General features: G+C 69.2%; 2 protein-coding genes. Both read right to left on the bottom strand.

What is annotated here, in order from left to right; genetic code table 11:
* A partial coding sequence (locus A5681_RS01290; RefSeq protein ID WP_082968151.1) for a type I polyketide synthase occupies nucleotides 1–1981 on the bottom strand: 1981 nt, incomplete at its 3' end.
* Nucleotides 1981–2829, bottom strand: an 849-nt coding sequence (locus tag A5681_RS01295) for a beta-ketoacyl reductase (RefSeq protein WP_156737798.1), incomplete at its 5' end; no start/stop codon positions are given. The genes A5681_RS01295 and A5681_RS01290, both read right to left, overlap by 1 nt.

The raw sequence follows: 2829 nt of genomic DNA on the forward strand, positions 1-2829 counted from the left end.
GCGCGCCGGCCACCACGGCCGCGGCGACCTCGCCCATCGAGTGCCCGATCACCAGGTCAGGGCTCACCCCGTGGGCGCGCCACAGCGCGGTCAGCGCCAGCTGCATGCCGATCACGCCCAGCTGGATCTGCTCGATGCCGACCAGCTCCTTGCCCGTGGCGATCACCTCGCGCAGCGAAAACCCGGCCTGCTCGACGAACACCGGCTCCAAATCCTCGACAGCGCGCGCGAATTCGGGCTCCTCGGCCAACAACAACCGGCCCATGCCCGCCCACTGCGAACCCCGCCCGGAGTACACGAACACCGTGCCCGGCCCGAGTACGCCCTCACGGGGCAACACCACCCCGGGAGCATGCTGACCACTGCCCAGCGCCCGCAACCCGGCCACCGCCTGCGCGCGATCACGCGCGATCACCGTGCCGAACTTGGCCTGCCGGGCCCGATGATGATTCACCGTATGCGCCACATCACCAAGCCCCACCCCGGCCCCCGCACCCTGCATCCACTCCGCCAACACCGACGCCGTCGCCGCCACCCGCCCCACCGACTTACCCGACACCACCAACGTCGACACCCCGGCGTCGGAGCCAGTGTCGTTGACCGGTGCCAATTCCGGGCCCTGCTCGACGATCGCGTGCGCGTTCGTGCCCCCCAGACCGAAGGAGGACACCGCCGCGCGGCGCGGACCCGAATCGGACGGCCACTCGATGTTCTCGACGGGAACGAAGAGCCGGGTCGATGACGCGTCGATCGCCGGATTCCATTGCGAGAAATGCAGGTTCGGCGGAATCTGACCGCGTTGCACTGCCAGCACGGCCTTGATGAACCCGGCCACCCCGGACGCCGCCTCCAGGTGGCCGATGTTGGTTTTCACCGCGCCCAGGGCGCACGAGCCGGTGCCGCGGCCGTAAGTGTCTGCCAGCGCCTCGAATTCGATCGGATCCCCGAGCGCCGTCCCGGTCCCGTGTGACTCCACGTAGTTCACGCTTTCCGGTGCGATGTCGGCCGAGCGCAACGCGTCGGCGATCACGTCGCATTGGGCGGCCGTGTTGGGCGCGGTGATGCCGTTCGAACGCCCGTCCTGGTTGACCGCCGAACCGCGTACCACCGCCAGCACCGGGTCGCCGTCGCGCACCGCATCGGTCAGCCGCTTGAGCACCACCACGCCCGCGCCCTCGCCGCGCACGAAACCGTCGGCCGCCGCATCGAACGTCGCGCATCGCCCCTGCGGCGACAGCAATCCCCACGCCGAGATGGCGATCTGGGTCTCGGGCCGCAACGTAGCGCTGACCCCGCCGGCCAGCGCCAGGTCGCTCTCCCGGGATCGCAGGCTCTGGCAGGCAAGGTGTATCGCCGCCAACGACGACGAGCAGGCGGTGTCGACCGCCACCGCCGGGCCACGCAGCCCCAGCAGGTACGAGACCCGGCCCGCGGTGATGCTGTGGGAGTTGCCGGTTCCGGTGTAGGCGTCCACCTGCTCGGGGCTGGACGCCAGCATGGACTGGTATTCGTTGAAGTAGGCGCCGATCATGACGCCGGTCCGGGTGTCGGCCAGCGAATCCGTTGGGATGCCGGCATGTTCGAGGGCCTCCCAGGCAACCTCGAGCACCATCCGCTGCTGTGGGTCCATCGATGCGGCTTCACGCGGGGTGATACCGAAGAACTCGGCGTCGAACCCCGCGATGTCCGGCACGAAACCACCCCACTTGGTCGTCATGTGACCGGGCGTCAACGGGTCGGGGCTGTAGAACGCCTCGGCGTCCCAGCGATCCGACGGGATCCCGGAGATCGCGTTTCGGCCCTCGACCAACAACTCCCAGAAGCTTTCCGGTCCCGTCACGCCGCCGGGGAACCGGCAGCCGATCCCCACCACCGCCACGGGTTCGGCGGTCACGGTGCGCGCGGCGCGCGCGAATTCCTCGGACAGGGCGGTGCGCTGCTGCGCCGTCATGTCCGAGACGCGGCTGAAGAGACTGCGCATTACGCGGGCTCCTCGGCGGTGACGGATGACGATTCGATGCGGTCGAACAAGCTGTCCAGCGTGCTCCCCGCCGATGCGGACAACGCGGCGATCGCGTCATGGCCCGAATCCTCAACAGGGGCAACCAGTTTGGTGAGCTGGTCGGCCAGCGCGGCGACGGTGGGATGGTTGAACAGCATGGTTGTCGAAATCTCCACGCCCACCAGGGCCTCGGCCTCCCGGCGAATCGCCATGGCCATCAGGGAGTTCAGGCCGATTTCGGCGAGTGGCCGGTCACTTTCCAGCTCCGGCTCGGGAATCCGCAGTTCCCGGGCGACGATGCTGCGCAGCCCGCCTTCCACCTCCCGGCGCACCTGCGCGGGCGTCAGATGCGACCAGTCCCGCGCCGGAATCAGGGCTGCGCCCGCCGAGTCCGGCAGCAGGTCGTCGACGATGTGCAGCGAGCCGCGGGTGCGGTAGGCCTCCGCGAGCAGTGGCCAATCGGCGTCCACCACGATGGAATGCACCCCGGCGGCCGGATTCATCGCCAGCGGGAGCGCCGCGATGGCCGTTTGGTCGTCCATGGGCACCAGGCCAGTTCCGACGCTGATCTGCCCGGCATCGCCGTCACTGTCGGCCAGCGATTTCCACAATCCCCAGTTGATCGTGGTGGCCGCGAGTCCCAGGCTGCGCCGCGCGTACGCCAGGGCGTCCAGGTAGCCGCTGGTGGCGGTGTAGTGGGCCAGCCACCGTGAACCGGTGAGTCCGGAGATGGAGGAGAACAACACGAAGTGGCGCACCGGTGTGGTCAGGGTCAGCCGGTGCAGCACCGCTGCGGCGTCGAGCTTGGGCGCGAACATCGCCGTGAC

It is taken from the genome of Mycobacterium scrofulaceum (assembly GCF_001667885.1).
Taxonomy (GTDB): domain Bacteria; phylum Actinomycetota; class Actinomycetes; order Mycobacteriales; family Mycobacteriaceae; genus Mycobacterium; species Mycobacterium scrofulaceum_C.